At 72.7% G+C, this 21,176-nt stretch carries 15 protein-coding genes; 6 read left to right on the top strand and 9 right to left on the bottom strand.

Translation table 11 applies throughout. The features are described 5' to 3' along the window. Genes ADK57_RS28135 through ADK57_RS28145 form a run of 3 tightly spaced genes read right to left on the bottom strand, consistent with a single transcriptional unit; the run spans position 1 to position 4,054 of the window. Positions 1–1,215: an NAD(P)/FAD-dependent oxidoreductase gene (locus ADK57_RS28135; RefSeq protein WP_053752395.1), complete on the bottom strand. Its 1,215-nt coding sequence runs from the start codon at positions 1,213–1,215 to the stop codon at positions 1–3. Then, positions 1,212–2,618 carry an FAD-dependent oxidoreductase gene (locus tag ADK57_RS28140; protein WP_053752396.1) on the bottom strand — a complete coding sequence of 469 codons (1,407 nt, stop codon included), beginning with the start codon at positions 2,616–2,618 and terminating at the stop codon, positions 1,212–1,214. The genes ADK57_RS28135 and ADK57_RS28140 overlap by 4 nt, the downstream gene beginning before the upstream one ends. Then, entirely contained in the window at positions 2,615–4,054 is a 1,440-nt protein-coding gene (locus ADK57_RS28145) for an FGGY family carbohydrate kinase (protein ID WP_053752397.1), read from the bottom strand. Before ADK57_RS28145 ends, ADK57_RS28140 begins: the two co-directional genes overlap by 4 nt. Positions 4,055–4,337: 283 nt before the next feature. Here ADK57_RS28145 and ADK57_RS28150 point away from each other — a divergent pair, with 283 nt between their 5' ends. From ADK57_RS28150 to ADK57_RS28160, 3 genes are all read left to right on the top strand, one after another. Further along, positions 4,338–5,333: a hypothetical protein gene (locus ADK57_RS28150; protein WP_053752398.1), complete on the top strand. Its 996-nt coding sequence runs from the start codon at positions 4,338–4,340 to the stop codon at positions 5,331–5,333. Between the two features lie 46 nt (positions 5,334–5,379). Next, positions 5,380–6,909 carry an amino acid permease gene (locus ADK57_RS28155; RefSeq protein WP_053752399.1) on the top strand — a complete coding sequence of 510 codons (1,530 nt, stop codon included), beginning with the start codon at positions 5,380–5,382 and terminating at the stop codon, positions 6,907–6,909. Between the two features lie 197 nt (positions 6,910–7,106). Then, positions 7,107–8,204 carry a mechanosensitive ion channel family protein gene (locus ADK57_RS28160; protein ID WP_053752400.1) on the top strand — a complete coding sequence of 366 codons (1,098 nt, stop codon included), beginning with the start codon at positions 7,107–7,109 and terminating at the stop codon, positions 8,202–8,204. An 18-nt stretch (positions 8,205–8,222) separates the two neighbouring features. On the opposite strand, the gene ADK57_RS28165 is transcribed toward ADK57_RS28160, so the two are convergent. Beyond that, a complete protein-coding gene (locus ADK57_RS28165; RefSeq protein WP_053752401.1) occupies positions 8,223–9,764 on the bottom strand; it encodes a M1 family metallopeptidase in 1,542 nt (513 codons plus the stop codon). Between the two features lie 224 nt (positions 9,765–9,988). Between ADK57_RS28165 and ADK57_RS28170 the strand changes: the two genes are divergently transcribed. Next, positions 9,989–12,208, top strand: coding sequence for an NADP-dependent isocitrate dehydrogenase (locus ADK57_RS28170; protein ID WP_053752402.1), 2,220 nt, complete (start codon positions 9,989–9,991; stop codon positions 12,206–12,208). A 74-nt stretch (positions 12,209–12,282) separates the two neighbouring features. Here the strand turns inward: ADK57_RS28170 and ADK57_RS28175 are convergent, their stop codons facing one another. Then, positions 12,283–12,624, bottom strand: coding sequence for a DUF5713 family protein (locus ADK57_RS28175; protein WP_053752403.1), 342 nt, complete (start codon positions 12,622–12,624; stop codon positions 12,283–12,285). 86 nt (positions 12,625–12,710) lie between these two features. Between ADK57_RS28175 and ADK57_RS28180 the strand changes: the two genes are divergently transcribed. Then, positions 12,711–13,508, top strand: a complete 798-nt coding sequence (locus ADK57_RS28180; RefSeq protein ID WP_053752404.1) for an N-formylglutamate amidohydrolase — start codon at positions 12,711–12,713, stop codon at positions 13,506–13,508. Between the two features lie 328 nt (positions 13,509–13,836). Here ADK57_RS28180 and ADK57_RS28185 read toward each other — a convergent pair whose 3' ends face one another. From ADK57_RS28185 to ADK57_RS28195, 3 genes are read right to left on the bottom strand one after another with little or no spacing between them, the layout of a single operon-like run. Next, positions 13,837–14,361 (bottom strand): hypothetical protein, encoded by a 525-nt coding sequence (locus ADK57_RS28185; protein WP_053752441.1) that lies wholly within the window; start codon positions 14,359–14,361, stop codon positions 13,837–13,839. Positions 14,362–14,369: 8 nt separating this feature from the next. Beyond that, the gene (locus ADK57_RS28190; RefSeq protein WP_053752405.1) at positions 14,370–14,942 is read right to left on the bottom strand and encodes an RNA polymerase sigma factor; all 573 of its coding nucleotides are present in this window, start codon (positions 14,940–14,942) and stop codon (positions 14,370–14,372) included. A 59-nt stretch (positions 14,943–15,001) separates the two neighbouring features. Continuing rightward, on the bottom strand, positions 15,002–16,435 hold the full coding sequence (locus ADK57_RS28195) for a S8/S53 family peptidase (protein ID WP_053752406.1): 1,434 nt from the start codon (positions 16,433–16,435) through the stop codon (positions 15,002–15,004). 148 nt (positions 16,436–16,583) lie between these two features. Here ADK57_RS28195 and ADK57_RS28200 point away from each other — a divergent pair, with 148 nt between their 5' ends. Then, positions 16,584–19,151 (top strand): CHAT domain-containing protein, encoded by a 2,568-nt coding sequence (locus ADK57_RS28200; RefSeq protein WP_053752407.1) that lies wholly within the window; start codon positions 16,584–16,586, stop codon positions 19,149–19,151. 134 nt (positions 19,152–19,285) lie between these two features. Here the strand turns inward: ADK57_RS28200 and ADK57_RS28205 are convergent, their stop codons facing one another. Beyond that, positions 19,286–21,109 carry a LuxR C-terminal-related transcriptional regulator gene (locus ADK57_RS28205; protein WP_053752408.1) on the bottom strand — a complete coding sequence of 608 codons (1,824 nt, stop codon included), beginning with the start codon at positions 21,107–21,109 and terminating at the stop codon, positions 19,286–19,288. Positions 21,110–21,176: the final 67 nt, after the last annotated feature.

Consider the following 21,176-nt stretch of genomic DNA (forward strand, 5'->3'; position numbering starts at 1 on the left):
TCACCGCTCCGCGAGCGCCACGCGCACCGGACCGCCCTTCGGATCCACGCGCCCGGCCCAGCCTGCCGTCAGGGTCACCGTGCGGTTCGGTACGGCGCTCCAGAGGCGTTGGCGGTGCAGTGGGCGGCCGTCCTGGGTGACCCGCAGGACCGGACGGGACAGTTCGGCCGCGGTGCGCAGGACGTACGGCAGCCGGTCGGCCGGTGTGACCCGGTTCGGGGCGATCCAGCGCAGGGGCGGGTCCACGATCAGCGGGACGCCCTTCGGCGGTTCGGCTCCGGCGAGCGTCCCGAGGACGGCACCGGCCGCGTGCGCGCCCTCGCGGGCCGCGGTGGCCGCGCTCTCCACGGCGTGCAGCACACTGCCGACGGCGAACACGCCGGGCCGCGAGGTGTGCAGGGAGCCGTCGACGGCCGGTCCGCGGGTACCGGTGTCGAGGACCAGTCCGCCGCGCCGGGCCAGTTCGTGCTCGGGCACGAAGTCGCCGGTGAACACGACGGTGTCGCAGGGCAGCGTGGCCGTCCTGCCGTCCCGGTGGCGCACGCGTACGCCGGAGAGGCGTCCGTGGCCGACGAGTTCGGTGACCGTGGTGCCGGTGAGGAGCGGGATGGCGTGGCGCAGGCGGGCGTCGAGGGCACGGGCGGGCGTGGTCTGCGGGCGGGCCAGGTCGGTGACCATCGCGACGACCGAGGCTCCGACGGTCCGTACGGTGTCGGCGGCCGTGTACGAGACGTCCTCCGCGCCGACCACGACCGCGCGCGTGCCGATGTGCTGTCCATACAGGTGCACGGCCTGCTGGAGCTCGCCCGTGGTGTACACCCCGGCGGGGCGGGTGCCGGGCACCAGCCGTGCGGCGCGGGGCCGTTCGCGCGCGCCGGTGGCCAGCACGACGGCCCGTGCGCCGATCGTCTCCTGCCCGTGCGGGCCGACCGTGTGCAGCGCCAGGGGTCCGGCCCAGTCGAGGGCCGTGACCCCGGTGCGGACGACGGCTCCGGCGCGCTCGGTGGCGGTGGCGAGCAGGTGGGCGTACTCGGGGCCGGTCAGCGGGTGCAGCCGGGTGCCGTAGCCGCCGTGCGCGCAGTGCCGTGCGACTCCCCCGGCGTGTTGCTCGCGTTCCAGGACCTCGACGCTGCGCACTCCGGCGGCGGCGAGGCGGGCGGCGGCGGCGAGGCCGGCCGGGCCGGCTCCCACGACCAGGACGTCAACCGCCCTCACGCCCGCGCCCCCTCGAACAGCGCCCGCACGGCCGCACCGCAGTAGAACCCCTGGCAGCGGCCTGCCCGGGCCCGGGTCCGGCGGCGCAGGCCGTCGAGGCCGGCGGGTGGGATCGGGCCGGCGAGGGCGTCGCGGATCTCGCCGCGCGAGACACGTTCGCAGTGGCAGACGAGGGTGCCGTACTCCGGGTCGGCCGCGACGAGTTCGGGCCGCTGGTGGGGGCGCGGGAAGGCCTCGCCGAGGCTGGGCATGCGGACCGGCTCCAGCTCCCGTGCCGCCGGGCCCTGTTCCAGCCCCGCTTCGGCGAGCAGCCCCGTCACGTGCTCGGCGATGGCGAGGGACGCGGTGAGGCCGGTGGAGCGGATGCCGCCGACGGTGACGTACGTCTGGTCGGGGTGGGCGGCGATGTGGTAGTCGTCGTGCTCGGTGGCGGCGCGCAGGCCGGCGTAGACGGCGGTGACGTCCTCGTCGAGCAGGTCGGGGAGGATACGGCGGCCCTTCTCCCCCAGCATGTCCAGCCCTTCGGCCGTCGAGCCGGTGACCCGCTTGTCGTCCAGGTCCTCGGCGGTCGGGCCGAGCAGGACGTTGCCGTAGACCGTGGGCGCGACCAGGACGCCCTTGCCGAGCTCCGTGGGCACGGGCAGCAGGATGTGGCGCACGAGGCCGCGGGCGAGCTTGTCGAAGACGAGGAGCTGGCCGCGGCGCGGGGTGACGGTGAAGTCCTCGTGGCCGAGCTGCCGGTCGAGGGTGTCGGCGTGCAGTCCGGCCGCGTTGACGAGCCAGCGGGTGCGCAGGGTGCCCCGTCCGGTGCCGACGACATGGGTACCGTCCTGCCGACTCAGCTGCTTCACGCGGCAGTTGAGGTGGAGTTCGACTCCGTGCCGGACGGCCTGGGTGGCGTACGCCAGAGTGGTCGTCCAGGGGCAGATGATGCTCTCGCCGGGCACGTGCAGGGCACCGAGCGCGCCGGGGCCGAGGTGCGGTTCGCGCTCGTACAGCTCGCCGGGCCCGATCAGGCGGGTGTTCCGGTGGTCGTTGCGCTCGGCCTTCCCGGCGAGGCGGGGCAGCGCGGCGAGCTGCTCCTCGTCCCAGGCGACGAGGAGTGCGCCGACGGGTTCGACGGGGATGCCGGACTCGGCGGCGTACGCGGCCAGCAGGCGTGAGCCCTCGCGGACCAGGCGTGCCTCCAGGGAACCGGGTACGGCGTCGAAACCGGTGTGCAGGATGGCGGTGTTGGCCTTCGAGGTGCCCTGACCGACGTCGTCCTGCGCCTCGACGAGGGCGATGCGCAGTCCGGGACGGCGGGCGAGGGCACGGGCGATCGCACAGCCGACGACCCCGGCACCGACGATCACGACGTCGTACGGGGCCGAAGGCAGCGGCCCTCGGTCCGTGACCGTCATGCGGGCGTCCCGTCGAGCAACGCGGTCACGGCCGCCCGGAAGCCGCCGAGGCGCTGGGCGGCCTCGTCGGCCGAGACGAGCGGCTCGTACACGGCGGCCGGCTTCCAGTCCGGCAGCGCGTCGGCCACGCTCAGCCCGGGTTCGGCGCCGAGCCGCGCCAGCGCGCCCGCCCCGAGCGCGGTCGCGTCGGGCAGCGCGGACACCTCGACGGGGCGTTGCAGCAGGTCGGCCTGGGTCTGCATGAGCAGGGCGGAGCGGGTCAGGCCGCCGTCGACGCGCAGGACGCCGAGCGCCCCGCCGAGGTCGGCCGCGGCGGCCTCCGCGAGCAACACCACCTGCGCGGCGAGGCCCTCGCAGAGCGCGCGTACGAGGTGCCCGGGGCCGGTGTCCAGGCCGAGTCCCGTGAGGGAGCCGCGCAGGTCGCCGCGCCACCAGGGGGCGGCGAGCCCGGCGAGGGCCGGGACGAAGGTGACGCCGCCGCTGTCGGGCACGGTCCGGCCGACGGTGTCGAGGTCGGCGGCGCCCTGGATGACGCCGAGGTCGGTGAGCCAGCGGACAGCGGAGGCGGCCGTGTACACCTGGCCGTCGAGGCAGTAGCTGGTGCGTCCGCCGAGCCGCCAGGCGACACAGCTGACCAGCCCGGAGGTGCCGCGCCGGGGCGTGTCGCCGGTGTGGGCGAGGAGGAACGCCCCGGTGCCGTAGGTGCACTTGACGCCGCCGGGTGCGGTGATGCGCTGGGCGAGCAGAGCGGCCTGCTGGTCGACGACCAGCCCGGTGAGCGGGATCTCGGGTCCGAAGGCGGTGGTCGTACCGACCGGCCCGGCGGTGTCGACGACGTCCGGCAGTCGCTCGCCGGACAGGCCGTACACCTCCAGCGCGCGCTGTGACCACTGCGCATGGTCGAGGTCCAGGAGTTGCGTACGGCCGGCGGTGGCGGCGTCCGTGACATACGCGCCGGTGAGGCGGTGGACCAGCCAGGCATCGCTGGTGGTGACGACTCCCTCGGTGGTGAGGTGCCGTCGTGTCCAGGCCATCTTGGGAGCGGCGAAATAGGGGTCGAGGGGCAGGCCGGTCAGCTGCCGCAACTCATCGGCGTGCTCGGCGAGTTCGGCGCACACGCTCTCGGCCCGGCGGTCCTGCCAGACGAGGGCGTCGGTGAGCGGACGGCCCGTCGACGGGTCCCAGGCGAGCACGGTCTCGCCCTGGTTGGCGAGGCCCAGTGCGACGACGGGTTCCCGCGCCTCGGCGAGGGCGCGGGTACCGGCCTCGACCACCGAGTCGTACAGCTCGGCGGGGTCGGCTTCCACCAGTCCGCCGGGCAGATGACGGGGTCGTACGGCGGCGAACCCGGTCCCGATGACGCCGCGTTCTGGGCAGACCACCAGAGCCTTGGTGCCGGACGTGCCCTGGTCGACGGCGAGTACCGGACCTGCCATCACGCCCCTCCCTCGGTGATCACAGCCCGACAGCCTGCCGCCGACGGCCCCACGCGTCAAGCACCCCCCGACCAGCACCGACGCCGCCCTGTCCATTGGCTGATGGCCAGTCAATTGACCTTCAAGCCAAAGAAGTTCGGGAACCGAATGTGACACACAAGCACCACCCCTATAGTGACCGCGGACCAACGCGATCTCCTCAACCGCCGCCCCGAGGAGGGCTGTTGTTACTCCATCTTGCCGTCCGGCCCGACCCGTTCCCGTTACCCGGGGCGGACGGCTGATGGCCAGAGACGGAGCACGCCCCGCTTACGATCCCGCAGGCCAGGACGCCGAACTGCGCGCCGCCCTCCAGGAGGTGCGGACCGGGCGCTGGATGTCGATGCGGACCCTGCTGGAGCGGACCGTGACCTGGTGGCAGTGGACGCAGCGCACCCAGGTCCTGGCCGCGGCCGCCGCCGGCACCGACGTGGTGCGGACCTGGCTCGCCGAGGAGCCGGACAGCGTGCCGGCGACGGTGATGCGGGCCCGGGTAGCCGTGGAGCGCGCGTTACGGGCCCGGCGCGAGGAACACCGCCGCACGCACGAACTGTGGATCGAGGCCTGGGACCTGAGCGACGCGGCCACACGTGTCGCACCCCAGGACCCCGTGCCCTGGGTGTGTCTGCTGGCGCTCGCCCAGCTGGACCGCAGGCAGCTGTGGGAGGAGCACCGGGCGGCGCCGCCCGAGCCGATGCTGCCGCCCGGGCCGTGGGGCCTGCTGGCCGAGGCCGACAAGCGAGACCCGTACAACCGCGAGGCCCACCACCGCATGCTGCAGTTCCTGTACGCGCAGGCGGCCTCGGAACGGCTGGCGGAGGCGGTCGGCTACGCGCACTGGGTGGCCGACACGGCCCCGCCGGGCTCCGCGCTGCACGTCCTGCCGCTCCATGTGCGGGTCGAGCGCTACCGGCGCGGGGGCGGGCGCTCCGCCGCCCTGGATCTGCACTGGGTGGCCGAGGACGCGACGCGCGAGGCACGCCGGGCGTACCACGCCTGGTTCGAGCGGTCCCTGCCGGTCGAACACTCCCCGCTCGACCTCAACCACCTGGCCCACGCCCTGTGGGGAGCGCTGCAGTTCGAGGAAGCGGCCCGGGTGTTCGACGCGATCGGCCCGTACTACACGCCCGTGCCCTGGGCCCACCGCACCGCGGATCCGGGCGACCAGTCCCAGGCCGTACGGATCTTCCTCCAGGCCCGTGCGCGCAGCCGGTCCGCGGCACCCGGCCCCGACGCCTGACGACTCGACTTCCCCCGTGTTCCGTCCCCTCACCGGAGGTTTTCGCATGTCCCCCAGTCCCGGTTCGTCGACATCCCGAGGAGTCCCGCAGCACGACGAGGAGAGGCGCCTGCGCGAGCTCGGCTACCGGCCGGTGCTCGCCCGCCGTATGGGCGGCTTCGGCAACTTCGCGATCAGCTTCTCGGTGATCTCGATCCTGTCCGGCTGCATGACCCTGTACGGCTTCGGCATGGGCGCGGGCGGCCCCGCCGTGATGCTGTGGGGCTGGGCGGGCGTCGGCCTGTTCGTGCTGTGCGTGGGACTGGCGCTGGCTGAGGTCACCAGCGCGTATCCGACGTCCGGCGCCCTGTACTACATGGCCGACCGGCTCGGCGGGCGCCGCTGGGGCTGGTACACGGGCTGGCTGAACCTGCTCGGTCTGCTCGGCGCGATCGCCGGCATCGACTACGGCGCCGCCCTGTTCGCGGGGGCGTTCGCCAACCTCCAGTGGGGTTTCGAGCCGACGCCGGAGAAGACGATGCTGATCTTCATGGCGATCCTGCTGCTGCACGCCGTACTGAACCTGTTCGGCGTGCGGCTGGTCAGCGTGCTCAACTCGATATCCGTGTGGTGGCACCTGGCGGGCGTGGCCGTCATCGTCGGCGCGCTGGCGATCGTCCCCGACCACCACCGGTCCCCGTCCTTCGTGTTCACCGAGTTCGTCAACGACACCGGCTGGTCCAACCCGGTCTACGTGGCCGCGATCGGCCTGCTGCTCGCCCAGTACACGTTCTCCGGCTACGACGCCTCGGCGCACCTGTCCGAGGAGACCTCCAACGCGTCGGTGTCGGCCGCGAAGGGCATCGTGCGTTCCATCTGGGTGTCGTGGATCGCGGGCTTCGTGCTGCTCGCCGGTCTCACCTTCGCCATCCAGGACTACGACGCCACGCGGGCCACGGAGACCGGGGTGCCGCCCGCGCAGATCCTGCTCGACGGTCTGGGCACGGACGGGGCGAGCGCGCTGCTGCTGGTGGTGATCGTGGCCCAGCTGTTCTGCGGCAACGCGGAGGTCGCGGCGGCCAGTCGGATGGTGTTCGCGTTCAGCCGGGACAAGGCCCTGCCGGGTTCCGCACTGTGGCGCAAGGTCAGCGAGCGCACCCAGACCCCGGTCGCGGCGGTGTGGCTGTCGGTGGTGGTCGCCTGTGTGCTCGCCCTGCCGTCCCTGTACTCGACGACCGCCTACGGCGCGGTGACCGCCATCAACGTCATCGGCATCACACCGGCGTACGCCATTCCCGTCCTGTTGCGCCTGCGCGCTGGCGATCGTTTTCAGCCGGGTCCGTGGAACCTGGGCCGGTGGAGCAAGCCGATCGGATGGGTCGCCGTGGTGTGGGTGGCCTGTGTGACGGTCCTGTTCTGTCTGCCGCAGTCGTCGCCGGTGACGGTGGCCACGATGAACTACGCCTCCGTGGCCCTCGCCGTCGTACTGGTCCTCGCCACGGTGTGGTGGTTCGTCGCCCGCCGTTCGTACGGAACGCCCACCACCGCCGCGTACTCCGACCGCGAGCAGGCCGAACTGGCCGAGGGGATCGTCTGAAACACCGCGATCCGGCGCCGGGCCCGGTACGAACTCCTGTACCGGATGCGGCAGGATGAGCGGTCGCGCCGACCATGGGGGGCTTCCTGGCCGGCACGACCTCTCATCCGGAATCGAACAGGTGGCAACGTGACGCAACTTCACATCCGGCCGTCGGCGAGGGCCTTCGCCGCAGGACTTCTCTCCGGAGGTGACCGGTGAAGCGGGATCTCACCATGGACGACCTGGTGATCGCCGGGATCGCCCTGATCGCGGGCCTGCTGGCGGCGTTCCTGCTGCGCATGCTGCTGCGCTGGCTGGGCAAGCACGCCGACCGCACCCGCTGGAGCGGCGACGACGTCATCGTGGACGCGCTGCGCACGGTCGTACCGGCTGCGGCGATCGCGGGTGGTGCTGCCTCCGCGGCGGCGGCGCTGCCGCTGATCTCGGCCGTCCAGCACACCGTCAACCAGATCCTGACCGTGCTGCTGATCTTCGTCGTGACGGTGGCGGCCGCCCGGCTGGTCGCCGGTCTCGTCCGGTCGGTCACCCAGTCCCGCTCCGGGGTCGCCGGGTCGGCCACGATCTTCGTCAACATCACCCGGGTGCTGGTCCTGGCGATCGGCTTCCTGGTGGTGCTGCAGACGCTGGGCATCTCCATAGCGCCGATGCTCACCGCGCTGGGCGTCGGCGGTCTGGCGGTCGCGCTGGCCCTCCAGGACACCCTCGCCAACCTCTTCGCGGGCATCCACATCCTCGCCTCCAAGACCGTCCAGCCCGGCGACTACATCCGGCTGAGCAGCGGCGAGGAGGGCTACGTCGAGGACATCAACTGGCGTCAGACCACGGTCCGCGCGCTCTCCAACAACCTGGTCGTCATCCCCAACGGGGAGCTCGCGAAGACGAACATGACCAACTTCATGCGTCCCGAGCAGCAGTTGACCATCCTGGTCCAGGTGGGGGTGGCGTACGACAGCGACCTGGAGCACGTCGAGCGGGTGACCATCGAGGTCGTCGCCGAGGTCATGACCGAGATCACCGGCGCGGTCCCCGACCATGAGCCGCTGGTCCGCTTCCACACCTTCGGCGACTCCCGGATCGGCTTCACGGTGATCCTGGGCGTCGGCGAGTTCAGCGACCAGTTCCGGATCAAGCACGAGTTCATCAAGCGCCTGCACCGGCGCTACCGCGAGGAGGGCATCCGCATCCCGGCGCCCACGCGCACGGTGGCGTTGCAGCAGGGCACGGTGGTGATCCCGCAGCAGCGCGGCGCGGAGATCGAACCGGGCGAAGTCTCCTCCGCCCGGCTCGACTGATCACCTACCTCGACTCCCTCACAGGGTGGCCGAGTTGTCGTGGTAGTGCCCGCCCGTCCGGCCCTGCGGTGCGACGAGGGACGAGGTCACCGGCGTGACCGTCCAGTCCGGATGGCCGGGCATCCGCGGGGTCTTCGTGCCGTACAGCCAGTCCCGCAGGAAACCGGACTGGTCCTGGCCGGAGACCTCCGTGGCGACGGCGATGTAGTCCTCGGTGGACGCGGAGGAGCCCCGGAACCGCTCCAGGAACGTGCGCTCGACCGCGTGGAAGACGTCCTCGCCGACGGCCTGCCGGAGCGCGTAGAGGACCAGGACGCCGCCCAGGTAGCGCTGGCTGTCGAAGAGGTTCACCGCGTTGGGCGACGCGACCGGCCCGGAGGTCTTGCGCCACTGGTCGCCGCGCGCGTACGTGTCCTTCATCCGGGCTTCCATCGTGGTCAGGCCCAGGGAGTCGGCCCAGCCGCGCTCATAGCGGTACAGCAGCCCGTAGAAGTCGGCGTGGCCCTCGTTCAGCCACAGGTCGGCCCAGGTGGCGGGACTGACGCTGTTGCCGAAGTAGGAGTGGACCAGCTCGTGCATCATGTGCGAGCCGATCTTCGGCTCCGCCTGGAGCAGGTAGTTCGGCTTGTACAGGGTGAGGGTCTGGGTCTCCAGGCCGGTGAAGTCGAAGGCGTTCGCGTCGTCGGAGTTGCAGGGCAGCAGCCCGTACGTCTCGAAGGGGTACGCCCCCAGCCGCTGCTCGATCCACTCGACGAGGCCGGGCGTCAGCGCGAGCGCGGGCTCCAGCGCGGCGGCGCGGGCGACCGGCACGACGTCCCTGAGCGGCAGCCCGTGCGGACCCTGCCGGTCCTTGACCACGTAGTCGCCGACGGTGATCTGCACCAACTCGGTGGCCATCGGCGAGCCGGACCGGTAGGTGTACGCGGTCCGGTCGCCGTCGAGGCTCTCGGTGCGGACGAGAAGGCCCGTGGCGACGCCGCGCAGGCCGCTGGGAACGGTGAGCCGGAAGGTGAAGCCGGCCTTGTCCGCCGGGTGGTCGTTGCAGGGGAAGACGGTGTGCGCGGAGTTCGGCTGGGGGCACACCGCGAACCCGTCCGGGGTGGGCACCCAGGCGGTGTGCGCGAGCTCGCGGCGCGGGTCGGCCGCGTACTCGACGCAGACGGTGACCGGCGTGTCCGCCTGCAGGGGGCTCGCCGGCGTGATCCGCAGCTTCTCGTCGACCTGCTCGTACGTGGCCGGGCGGCCCGCGACACGGACGGCGCGTATGTCCAGGCCGAGAGCGTCGAGGGAGAGGCGGGTCAGGGCCTGGGTGGTGTGGATCCGCAGGGTCGCCGTGGCGTCGACGAGCTGTGTCGTCGCGTCGTAGGCGAGGTCCAGGTGATAGGCCGAGACGCGGTAGCCGTCGTTGCCGAGGCTCGGGAAGACGGGGTCGCCGAGGGTCTCGGGCCCTGGGGTGCCGGTCTCCGTCGGGGCCGCGTGTGCCGAGGATGCCGTGGTCAGGGCCGCGGCCGTGCCGATGAGGACGGCCACCGGGGCCGTCACTCTGGTGCGATATCTCATGATCCGCTTTCGCTCGGGCGGCCGGGGGGTCAGGTCCGGCCGTCGCGTCCAGTGGGCGATCGTGGGCGATCACCCTCCATGACCACATGATCGGGAGCGCGGGTTGCCTGGGAGCGAATATTTCTCGCGGGTGCTGCACGACTGTGCGGACCCCTGTCGAGACGAGGTCGATCACGAGATATCTTGATGTCGAGCAATGTTGCAGACGTGGAGCGGAGCACCCGGTGACTGACTCGACCATCATCTATACGCACACTGACGAGGCCCCGGCCCTGGCGACGTATTCCTTCCTGCCGGTGGTCCAGGCGTACGCCTCGCAGGCGGGTGTCGCCGTCGAAACCCGCGACATCTCCCTCGCCGGGCGCATCATCGCGCTGTTCCCGGAGTACCTGGAGGAGGGACAGCGCATCCCGGACGCCCTCGCGGAGCTCGGCGAGCTCGCCAAGACGCCCGAGGCCAACATCATCAAGCTGCCGAACATCTCGGCGTCGATCCCGCAGCTCAAGGCCGCGATCGCCGAGCTGCAGAGCCAGGGCTACGCGCTGCCGAACTACCCGGACGACCCGAAGACCGACGAGGAGCGGGACATCCAGGCCCGCTACGACAAGGTCAAGGGCTCCGCGGTCAACCCCGTCCTGCGCGAGGGCAACTCCGACCGCCGCGCCCCAGCCTCGGTCAAGAACTACGCCAAGACCCACCCGCACCGCATGGGCGCTTGGACCCCCGAGTCCAAGACGAACGTGGCGACCATGGGCGTCGACGACTTCCGCTCCACCGAGAAGTCCGCCGTCATCGCCGAGGACGGCGCCCTGCGCATCGAGCTCGTGGGCGACGACGGCACGACCACCGTGCTGCGCCAGTCCGTACCCGTCCTCAAGGACGAGGTCGTCGACGCCTCCGTCATGCACGTCGCGCCGCTGCGTGAGTTCCTCACCGCGCAGATCGCCAAGGCCAAGGCGGAGGGCGTGCTCTTCTCCGTCCACCTCAAGGCCACGATGATGAAGGTCTCCGACCCGATCATCTTCGGTCACGTGGTGCGCGCCTTCTTCCCGAAGACCTTCGCGAAGTACGGCGAGGCCCTCGCCGCGGCCGGCCTGACCCCGAACGACGGTCTGGGCGGCATCTACAAGGGCCTGGAGGCCCTGCCCGAGGGCGCCGAGATCAAGGCCTCCTTCGACGCCGAGCTCGCCGAGGGCCCCGAGCTCGCCATGGTCGACTCCGACAAGGGCATCACCAACCTGCACGTGCCGTCCGACGTGATCGTCGACGCCTCGATGCCGGCCATGATCCGCACCTCCGGCCACATGTGGGGCGCGGACGGCCAGGAGGCCGACACCCTCGCGGTCCTGCCGGACAGCAGCTACTCCGGCGTGTACCAGGCCGTGATCGAGGACTGCCGCGCCAACGGCGCCTACGACCCGTCCACGATGGGCTCGGTCCCGAACGTCGGCCTCATGGCGCAGAAGGCCGAGGAGTACGGCAGCCACGACAAGACGTTCGAGATCCCGACCACCGGCACGGTCCGCCTCGTCGACCAGGCCGGCAACGTCGTGATCGAGCAGACCGTCTCCGCCGGTGACATCTTCCGCGCCTGCCAGACCAAGGACGCCCCGATCAAGGACTGGGTGAAGCTGGCCGTCACCCGTGCCCGCGCCACCGGCAACCCGGCCGTCTTCTGGCTGGACGAGACCCGTGCGCACGACGCCAACCTGATCGCCAAGGTCAACGCGTACCTGACGGAGCACGACACCGAGGGCCTGGACATCCGGATCCTCAACCCGGTCGAGGCCACCAAGCTGTCGGTCGAGCGGATCCGCCGCGGCGAGGACACCATCTCGGTGACCGGCAACGTGCTGCGTGACTACCTCACCGACCTGTTCCCGATCCTGGAGCTGGGCACCAGCGCCAAGATGCTGTCGGTCGTCCCCCTGATGGCGGGCGGCGGCCTGTTCGAGACGGGTGCCGGCGGCAGCGCGCCGAAGCACGTCCAGCAGCTGGTCAACCAGAACTACCTGCGCTGGGACTCCCTCGGTGAGTTCTTCGCGCTGGTCCCGTCCCTGGAGCAGTTCGCCGACTTCACCGGCAACTCCCGCGCCAAGGTCCTCGCCGACACCCTCGACCGCGCCACGGCTACCTTCCTCAACGAGGACAAGTCGCCGACCCGTCGCGTCGGCGGCATCGACAACCGCGGCAGCCACTTCTTCCTGTCCCTGTACTGGGCGCAGGAGCTGGCCCGGCAGACCGACGACGCGGACCTTGCGAAGGCCTTCGCCCCGCTCGCCGAGACCCTCGCGGCGAACGAGCAGCAGATCGTCGACGAGCTGAACGCCGTCCAGGGCCAGCCGGCCGACATCGGCGGCTACTACCAGCCCGACCCGGCCAAGGCCGCCGCGGTCATGCGCCCGTCGACCACGTGGAACGAGGCGCTCGCGTCCCTGAGCTGACGCGACGGCCTCCGCGAGGCCCTTGCGTGACTCCGCCCCGGTCGGCAGCTGCCCGGCCGGGGCGGAGCCGTGTCTCACCAGTCCCGGGTGGCGATCAGCTCCTCCACGTCCGCGTCGGCGAAGCCGTAGGCCTGTGCCACGAACCAGAAGTCCTCGGCTATCTCCTCGCGTGCCACGGTCTCGATGTCGCTGTCGGCTTCCTCGAAGTCGGCCTGCAGGTCGTTGAACTCGTCGGTGGCGGCCTGGGTCAGGGCGTACAGCGCCGACAGGTCCGCGGGCCGCTCGGTCTCGATGCGCTCACACAGGCGCAGCAGGATCTCCTTGCCCCGGTCGACCACGTGGTCGGGGTAGTAGTCGTCCCGGTAGAGACCCTTCAGAAACGGGTGTGCGGTGACCTGCTGGTTGCCGACGGGCATGCTGCTCCCCCGCCCTTCCTCGATGGTGCGAATGTGGCACCTTGATCGTGCACCACGCCACTGACAACGCCCCCGGGAGCCGCCTCATGACGTCCGCCGCACCGTCCTTCGAGCTGCTGCCCGGCGCGGCGGACTCGCCCGTGATCCTGCATGTGCCGCACTCGGCGCGGGAGATACCGCCCGCGGTGCGGACCGGGATCGTGCTGGACGACGCGGGGCTGGAGCGGGAGCTGGACCACATCACCGACGCGCACACCGCCGAGATCGCCGCCGAAGCCTCCGGGCTGTCCCCGGTCGCTCCCTGGCGGTTCGTCAACCGGCTCTCCCGGCTCGTCGTGGACCCGGAGCGGTTCCCGGACGAGCGGGAGGAGATGCTCGCCGTCGGGATGGGCGCCGTATACACCCGGACGACTCATCGCGCGCCGCTGCGGCCCGCGGACACCGACCCGGAGCCGTTGATCGCGCGGTACTTCCGACCGTACGCGCAGGCGATGACGGAAGCCGTGGCCGGACGGCTCGCCGTCGCCGGGCGGGCCGTGATCATCGACGTGCACTCGTATCCCACCGCGTCGCTGCCCTACGAGCTGCACGGCGCGGGACCTCGGCCGCCGGTCTGCCTGGGCACCGACTCCTTCCACACGCCCGGCGAGCTGCTCGGCGCGGCACGGGAGGCGTTCGCGGAGTGCGGGGAGATCGGGCTCGACAGCCCGTTCGGCGGGGCGTACGTGCCGCTGGAGTTCTACGGGACCGAACCCCGGGTGAGTGCCCTGATGGTGGAGATCCGCCGCGACACCTACATGAGCGAGCCGGGCGGCCCCGCCGGACCCGGACTGACCCGTCTCGCGTCGGCGCTGGCCGGCCTCGTCGATGTCCTGACCGGCTGACCTCCGGCTGGAGCACTCCCGCGCGACAGGCTGCCGGGCGGTGGTGGTGGGGGCGGGGGCCATGACCGAGGAGACCTCCACGCTCACGGGACCGGCGCCGTCGCCGTCGCCGATACGGGACCGGCCCGCGTCGGCGATCACCAACGATCCGCGGTTCAGCCGGGCGGGGAGGTGACGAGCCGTCGAGTGACCCGGGGTCGGCACGCTGCTCGACCGGTTGCCCGGGCTGCGGCCCGCGGTCTCCACCGACCCGGTCGTCCGGCGCAGGAAGGCGATGATGCGCGGGCTGCAGACCCTGCCCGTCATGTGGTGAGGAGGGACCGCCGGGTCAGGCCCGCAGCCACTCCGTGACCACCACCTCCCCGCCGGCCCGCAGCCGCAGTGCGAAGGGTCCGGCGGGGGCCAAATCGGACGTGAAGCGCCCCAGGTCGTCGGCCTCGAGCGCGGCACCCGCCCGGGGTCCGCTGAGCACCTCGATGCTCGCCGGCTGCGGTGGCAGCACCTGCCCCATCAGTCCCTGCGAGGTCACCTCGACGTCGACGGTCACGTCACCGGTGTGGAAGGTCAGCATCCGCGGAGGATCCGTCGCCCCTCTGACCGGGATCGCGTCGACCAGCGAGTCGAAGGTCAGCTCGGCGAGCCGGGCGTCGAGGTCGTGCAGCGCGTACGCCTCGACGGCGAGCTGACGCAGCTCGGCCGGCACCGGGTCCAGGATGCCGGCGGCCAGGCGCAGATCCTGCAAGAGGCTGTCGTCGAACTCCTCGTCGGGTCCGTCGTCGAACTCCTCTTCGCCGATGCCTTCTTCGGCGAAGGAGCCGCTCTTCGGATCATTCAGATCATTCAGGTCACTCATGTCGTTCACTACGCTCCCCGTGCGTCGAGTCGGGCCCGCAGGCGGCGCAGACAGCGCTGGCGCAGCGGCCCGATGCTGCCCACCGCGATGCCCAGTGCGCCGGACACCTCCTGGTAGCTCGGCGGCGGCGAGGCCATCAGCACCCGCAGCAACTGCCTGCACCGGTCGCCGAGTTCCTCGAACTCCTGCCACACCCGCCGGATGCGCTCGGTCTCGGCGGCGGCCTCCTCCGAGTCGAGGAACGACTGCTCGGGCGTACGGTCCTCGCTGATGCGGTCCAGGACCTGCGGGTCGTCCGTCGGCGTCAGCCGCCTTAAGCTCTTGAGCACCTTCAGGCACTCGTGCCGCGCGGTGCTGGCCAGCCAGGAGCCCGCTTTCTGCGGTTCGCGGATCCGGCCCAGGTGCTGGGCGAAGCGGAACCACACGGTCTGGTACACCTCGTGCGCGTCGGCGTCGGACAGCCGATGCGCGCGCACCACGGACCACACCAGTGGGCTCAGCCCTTCCACCAATGCCTTCCAGGCCGCCGCGTCGCCGTCGACGGCGGACTGGACGAGCGCGCCGACATCTGCACGGTCCACGGTCCCACCCCTCGTGTACGGCAAGTCATCGTACGCCGTGGAGTGGGCGATTCCGGCCGTCATACGCCCGCCGCGGACTGACCGTCGGTGACCGGGTGCCAAGTGGCCGGGCGCAGCGCCGGCACGTGCGCCCCGCGCACCTCCGCGAACTCGGTGTTCGCGGCGAGCAGTTGCTGCCGGGCGGCGCGGGGGTCGGTCTCCTTGTGCGCGGTCATGTGGGCGGCGACCAGGCCGGCGACGACCGGGGTGGCGAAGGACGTGCCGCTCCAGTGTGCGAACCCCTCGAACGTCACGCGGTCGGGCGTGACGGTGTCGCCGTCCTCGCTCAACACGCCGGCATGCTGCGGGGACTGGCAGGTGCAGGCGTAGGTGAAGCCGTAGCGGCAGGCGTCGTACGTGGAGTGCTGGTACACGTACGGGACGGGGGCGTCGAAGCCGGTGAGGGCGCTGGTGAGGCGCTCGCCGGGGGCGTAGGCGTTCACCCAGGCGCCGTGGTTGCTGAAGCAGGCGCCGTACTCGCCGTCGCCGCGCAGCGCGCCGACCGACAGGACGCTGTTGCGGTACTCGGGAAGTGCGGCGTAGGCGGCGGGCCAGAAGGGCGTGGCGCTGGCGTTGTTGCCGGCCGCCGCGACCAACAGGGTGCGCTGTTGCAGGAGTTCCGCCATGAAGGCGTCGAGGCCGAGCAGGCCGTCGGTGCGGCCGTTGGAGGTGCCGGCGGAGAGGCTGATGATGTCGGGCCAGCCGCGCCGGTCGACGGCGTCGAAGAGCCGCTCGCCGAACTCCGACTCCAGGATGGCGCCGGCGTCGTTGAGGCTGCTCAGCACGGTGATGTCCGTGTTGGGTGCGACGGCCGCGACGAGGCCCGCGATGAAGGTGCCGTGGCCGATGTACTGCAGGAGGTTGCCCTGGCTGTCGGTCTCGGTGCCGTGCAGGTCGCCCTGGACGTGGGCGAGCAGGGCACCCGCGGCCGTGTAGTCGTGCGTGAGGCCGTTGTCGACGACGAGGACGCCGACGGCGGTGTCCGGGTCGTGGCCGGCCTCGGCCGGGGCCGGGTTGGTGCCCTGGGCGCGGGGGGCGGGCACGGGCTCGTCGCCGGGGCAGGAGTTGACCGCGATCGACACCACGTGGTTGCGGCTGATCAGCCGGCGTCCGGCACGTCCCTCGGGCTCGCGCAGGGCGCGCAGGGCGTGGGCGACGGCCTGGTCGGCGCTTCGGCCGCCTTGGCCGGGGTCGCCGACCTGGATGCGGGTGATGCCCGAGCGGTTGGTCTGAGGGCTCGCCCGCCGCACGTGGTCGGCGGTCAGGTCGGGCGCCGCGGTGAAGTGGGTGCGCACGCTGTCCTCGACGAGTCGCGCCTCCTCACCGTCGCGGGCGAGTACGACTCCCTTCTCGTAGATGAACTCCGCGGCGTCGTCGGGCCCCAGGGCCAGGGGGACGTCGGGCATGGAGCGCTGGATCTGGTCGAACTGCTCGTGGAAACGCTGTGGTGCCATGGCATGTCCTCCCCTTGTGACGGCGGTCGTCAGTCAGAGCCACGGGGGCGCCGATTGATACAGCGCCAAACCTGTGTGACGTGCAACCGGGGCCACTACCATCCATGGAGTGACAGCGGGAAGCGACTCGGTTCTCGAACTGCTGCCGATGGTGTTCGCCGCACCGAACGAGGCTCTGACGCGGGCACGGGCCGTGCTCGACTCCGATCCGTCGCCGTGGTGTGCCTCCGTGGCCCACCAGGTGATCGGCATCTGGCAGCGGGACTGGGGCGATCTCAGGATCGCGCTGCACCACCTGCGCCTTGCCCGCGATCTGGCGGTGCGCGCGGAGTCTCCCGACCGTGAGGCGGACGTCCTGGCCGCCCTCGGGGTGGCGCTGGTGCATGCGGGCCGTACCCGGGAGGGCCTGAAGGCCCTGGAGCGGGGTGTCGCGGTGAGCAGCGGGCACACGCGCGCGCGGGTCCTGTTCCGGCGGGCCTACGCGTCGTGGGTACTGGGGCATCACCGGGAGGCGCTGGAGGACGTGCGCCGGTCGATCCCCGTGCTGCGACAGGCGGACGACGTCATCTGGACGGCGCGCGCGCTGACCCTGCGCGCGACGGTGCATCTCGCGCTCGGCGCTGTGGACCGCGCGGAGGCCGACTTCGCCGCCGCCGAGGCGCTGTGGGACACCACCGGGCAGGAACACGACAAGGCCGACGCGGTGGAGAGCCGGGGCCTTGCCGCGTTCCGGTCGGGCGACATCCCTGCGGCGCTGCGGCTGCTCGACGAGGCGGGGGAACGGTACTCCAAGCTCGGCACGCCGACCTTCATGCTCAACATCCGGCGCTGCGAGGTCCTGATGGCGGCCGGGCTCGCACCCGAGGCGCTCGGCGAGGCGGACGCGGCGATCGCCGTCCTCGACGGCATCGGCGGTCAGTCCACCCGCAAGGCCGAGCTGCTGCTGGCGGCCGCGCGGGCGGCCCGGCTGGCGGGTGATCCGCACACCGCGATCGCGCGCGCGGACATGGCCGTACGGCTCTTCGCCGGGCAGCGGCGCACCTGGTGGGAGACGCACGCCCGGCTGGTGCTGATCGAGGCGCGGGTCGCCGCCGGGCGCGGCTCCGGGCGGCTGGTCGCGGACGCCGCCGCGGTGGCCGACCGGCTGGCCGCCTTCGGCGCGCCGGCCGCACCGGAGGCCTCGCTGCTCGCCGGGCGGATCGCCCTGGGCCTCGGCTGGACGGCCGACGCCGAGCGGCACTTGACGGTCGCCGCCCGCAGCAGGCACAGCGGGCCGCCGCTGGCGCGGATGACGGGCTGGGCGGCGCAGGCGCTGTGGGCCCGGGCCGCCGGTTCCGGCCGGGGTGTCCTGGAGGCCTGCCGGCGCGGTCTCGACGTGCTGGACGACCACCGGACGACGCTCGGCGCCTCGGAGCTGAGGGCCCGGGCCACCGCACAGGGCGCGGAACTCGCCGCGCTGGCCCAGCAGGCCAGTCTCGACTCGGGCGGCCCGCGGCGGCTGCTGGTGTGGAGCGAACGCTGGCGGGCCACCGTCCTGTCCGCGCCGCCGACCCGGCCCCCGGCCGACCCCGCCCTGCTCAGCGGAATGACCGCCTTCCGGGAGATCGCCGCCCGCGCCGAGGCCGCCCGGATGGAGGGCCGTCCGGTGCCGGCACTGGAGCGCGAACAGCGGCGCCTGGAGCGGGAGATCCGCTCCCGGACCCTGCACATCCGCGGTGACGCGCCGGGCGACGGGGACCGGTTCGACCCCGCCCGGCTGCTGGAACGTCTGGGGGACGACGTACGGCTGGTGGAACTGGCCGTCCTCGACGGGCGGGTGCAGGTGCTGCTGTGCGGGCGGGGGCGGGTGCGGCGGTTCGAGGCCGGGCTGCTGGCCGAGGCGGAGACCGAGGCCGAGCATGTGCAGGCCGGGTTGCGGCGGCTGGCCCATCCGGGGGCGGAGGCGCGTTTTCCGGTGGTGGAGGCGGCGGGGCGCCGCCTGGAGGAGCTGCTGTTCGGTCCGGCGGCGGCGCATCTGGGCACGGGCCCGGTCGTGGTGGTGCCGCCGGGCCGGCTGCACCGGGTGCCGTGGGCGTTGCTGCCGTCGCTGCGGGAGCGGGTGTTCAGCGTGTCGCCGTCGGCGAGCAGCTGGCTGCGCGCCCGGGACACGGCGCCGCCGCCGGGTGGCCGCCAGGTGCTGGTACGCGGACCGGGGTTGGCGACCGGCGGTGCGGAGGTGCCCGAACTGGCGGGCCGGTACGGCGGATCGATCGTGCTGGAGCACGAAGAGGCGCGGGTTCCACGGGTGTTGGAGGAGCTCGACGGGTCGGCGTTGGCGCACATCGCCGCGCACGGCACGTTCCGCGCGGACAGCCCGCTGTTCTCGTCGCTGCGGATGGCCGACGGCCCGCTCATCGTCCACGACTTCGAACGCCTGGACCGCAGCCCGTACCGGATAATCCTCTCCTGCTGCGACACCGCGCGGTTCGCGTCCGTCGGCGCCGACGAACTGCTCGGTCTGGTCACCGCGCTGCTGCCGCTGGGCACGGCCGGGGTGGTGGCGTGCAGCGCGCCCGTCAACGACGCCGCGGTGGTGCCCCTGATGCTCGCCCTGCACAAGGGACTCGGCGCCGGCCTGTCCCTGGCGGAGGCGCTGCGCGACGCGCGCGCCGCGCTGCCGGGCGACGCGACCCACCAGGCGACGGGGTGGGCCTTCTCGGCGTTCGGGGCGGCCTGACCCTCCGTGTGTGACGGTCAGACCCTCCGTGTGTGGCGGGCCTGACCCACTGTGTGTGGCGGGCCTGACCCGCTGTGTGGCGGCCTGACCCCTCCCCCGATCACGGGGGTCAGACCGCCGGTCCGGTGTGCGGCTCAGGCCGGCTGTGCCTCCGGCAGTTCGACGAGCCACGGCAGCGCGCCGCGGTCGCTCGCGCCGAGGCGGGCGTACGCGCTGTAGAGGTGATTGCCGACGGTACGGATCGACAGGGTGAGCTTCTCCGCGATCTGCCGGTTGCTCAGGCCGGCGGCTGCGAGCGTGACGATCTGCCGCTGCCTGGCGGTCAGTTCGCCCAGGACCAGGCCGGACAGTGCCGGGGTGCGGGCGCCCTGGCAGCGCCGGGCGAGGGCGACGGCACGCGTACGTGACGTGCGGGCGGCCCGCGGGTCGCGGTGGGCGCGTACGGCCTGGGCGTGCGCCTCGGCCGCGAACAGCAGGAAGCCGCGCTCCTCCAGCTCTTCGGCCGCCCGGTCCAGGGCGGGACCGTCACCACGGGCGAGCGCGTCGGCGTGCACACGGAAGACGCCGGACAGCCGACTGCCGTCCGGCTCGGGGACGCCGAGCCGGACGGCGTCGTACCCGTCGCCGGTGAGCGCCGCCACGGCTCCGTCGATGTCACCACCCGCCGCCGGCCAGGTGGCCGCCCCACCCCCGTGAGGGCGGCCACCCAGGACCTCGTGGGCGGTCGTCGTGTCGCCCGACTGGGCGGCGGCCAGGGCGAGTTCACGACGGCAGTCCGGATCGTCACCGGACCCTCGCAAACCCTCCCGCGCCCAGGCCGCCGCCTCGCGCAGTTCCCCCCGCAGCCGCGAGAACCGCGCGCGTACGGCCGCGTACGCGGCCGGCACCTCGGCGCCCTCGTCCAGCAGCCACTCCCCCACCGGTGCCGGAATCGTCCGTACGTCCGCCCGCTCGATCCCCCTGGTCAGCGCGGCCGACTCGGCGGCCAGGGCGGCCGTGCAGCTGTCCGGCGTGCGGGCCAGTCGCCGGGCGCGCAGCCGTCCGGCGGCGGCGCGCAGGACCGGGCCGTACAGGGGGTGGGCGAGGCGGACGGCGCCGTGGTCGTCGACGTGGACCAGGCCGTCGGCCTCCAGGTGTTCGAGGGGCCGCAGGTCGAGGTCGTCCATGGGGAGCGGGAGGGGCTCGGCGAAGGCCAGCCGTTCGAGGGTCTCGCGCTCGTCGGGGGCGGTGCGGCCGAGGAGGTGCGCGGTGCGCTCACGGACGGTCGCCGTGATCGGCACCGGACCGCGCCAGGCCCGCGTACCGGAGCCCGGCACGGGGGTGAGCCGTTCGCGCACCGCGCCCAGCAGGTCGCGCAGCAGCCGCAGGTCGCCCTGGCACAGGCGGTACAGGCGGTTGACGGTGAGCGGCTCCAGACCCTCACCGTCAACCGCCGCGAGCAGGTGGGCCGTCTCCTCCCGGGGCAGCGGCTCCAGGGCGAGGCGCGGCAGCAGCTCTCCGGTCCACAGCCGGGAGATCGCGCCGGGCACCGGGACGCCCTCGGTGGCGACGACCACGAGACGGGTGCGCCCGTGCACGGCCAGCTGGTGGACCAGGGCGGCCGAGGCGTCGTCGAGCAGATGGGCGTCGTCGACCAGCAACAGCCGGGTGCCGGCCAGGAGTTGGACGGCACGGTGCAGGGAGACGGGCTCGGGGAGCAGGTGCGCGAACGCGGCGAAGGGGAGCTGCCGGGTCTCGGGCGTCCCGGCGACCTTGGCACAGTCGGCGCCGCGGACGGCCTCGGCGGCGAGGCGGGTCTTGCCACTGCCCGCCGGGCCGGTCACCACGATGCCGTGGCGGGCGGCGGTCAGGGCCCTGCGGACCAGTGCGAGTTCGTCCTCCCGACCAGTGAACGGCCAGGGCAGCTCCAGCGTCTTCGCGTCCCGCTCGAAAGTCGTCACGACAGCAAGAGCCGCCATACTCACGCCTGATACAGGGGGACTTGAGTAGCCCCCGACTCAGGCGCCCGGGGGCGGCCCGCGGCAG

This window comes from Streptomyces sp. MMG1533, from assembly GCF_001279775.1.
Taxonomy (GTDB): domain Bacteria; phylum Actinomycetota; class Actinomycetes; order Streptomycetales; family Streptomycetaceae; genus Streptomyces.